The organism is Nonomuraea sp. NPDC001831, from assembly GCF_042892035.1.
In the GTDB taxonomy this organism is placed as follows: domain Bacteria; phylum Actinomycetota; class Actinomycetes; order Streptosporangiales; family Streptosporangiaceae; genus Nonomuraea.
On record NZ_JBIATU010000042.1, the window covers coordinates 1 to 1,102 of the forward strand.

Here is a 1,102-nt window from a genome sequence, read left to right on the forward strand (position 1 = left end):
GGAACTGTTCGAAGTTCGGATCATGTGGTTGAGGTGAGGAGTCTTAACCACATGATCGAGCCTCGGAGGTAGAGCCCGGCCTCGTAACTTTCCGAGGCCTTGTCGTAGCGGGTCGCCAGGCCACGCCAGGTCTTGATCTTCTGGAAGCAGCGTTCAACGGCGTTGCGCTGCCGGTAGCGCTTCGGATCGAAGGCGATGGGCCGCCCACCGGCCGACCCCTTCTTCTTCCGGTTGGCCTGCTGGTCACTCTTCTCCGGGATGACCGCGCTGATCCCACGGCGACGCAGATAGGCCCGGTTGGCCTTGGAGGAGTAGGCCCTGTCCGCGGCCACCGCGGCAGGGCGAGTCCGGGGACGACCCACTGGCCCGGCCACGCGGATCTTGTCCAGGACGGTGGTGAACTGCGGGCAGTCAGCGGCCTGCCCAGGCGTGAGCACGAAGACCAGCGGCAACCCCGCGCTGTCGGCCACGGCATGGATCTTGCTGCTCAGCCCGCCCCGGGACCGGCCGAGCGCGGCCGCCTCCGACCGAGCCTCACGGCGTCGCCGGACGGTCGCGCGATCGTCCGCCTGTGGCGCGCCGGCATCGGGTGGGGCCGGCGGCGCGTCACCCGCAGCACCGGCGGCTGCTCCGGGAGCGGAGCCCCCTTTTCCTCGGTCAGTGCCTGCTCCAGCGCATCCAGGGTTTCTCCGGCGACCGCCAGCCCGGCCGAGTCCTGATGCGCCCGCACGGTCGTGGAGTCCACACTCACCAGTTCCAGCCCTACCTGTCCTCGCGATGCGGCCTCGGCGATCAGCGCGTCCATCAGCCCCTGGAACACGCCGGCTTTGGCCCAGGAGCTGAACCGGGAGTAGACAGTCGACCACGGCCCATAGCGTTCCGGGACGTCACGCCAACTGGACCCGGTACGAAACCGCCACAAGATCCCGTTGAACTGGTCGCGCGCCCGCCGCGGCAGCGGCCCGGTCGCCGCCACCGGCAACTGCGGCTCGATCAAGGCCCACTCGGCATCGGTCACATCAAAGCGCGCCACATCCGAGTTCTACCAGTCACGGCAGGCCGCCACCGCTCCTCATCTAGATCCGAACTTCAAACAGCTCCT

1 pseudogene is annotated in these 1,102 nt (G+C 68.4%); it reads right to left on the bottom strand.

Annotation, left to right across the window (positions count from 1 at the left end):
• Positions 1-20 precede the first annotated feature (20 nt).
• Positions 21-1,033 (bottom strand): annotated as a pseudogene (locus ACFYYW_RS49085) (IS5 family transposase).
• Between the last annotated feature and the right edge of the window lie 69 nt (positions 1,034-1,102).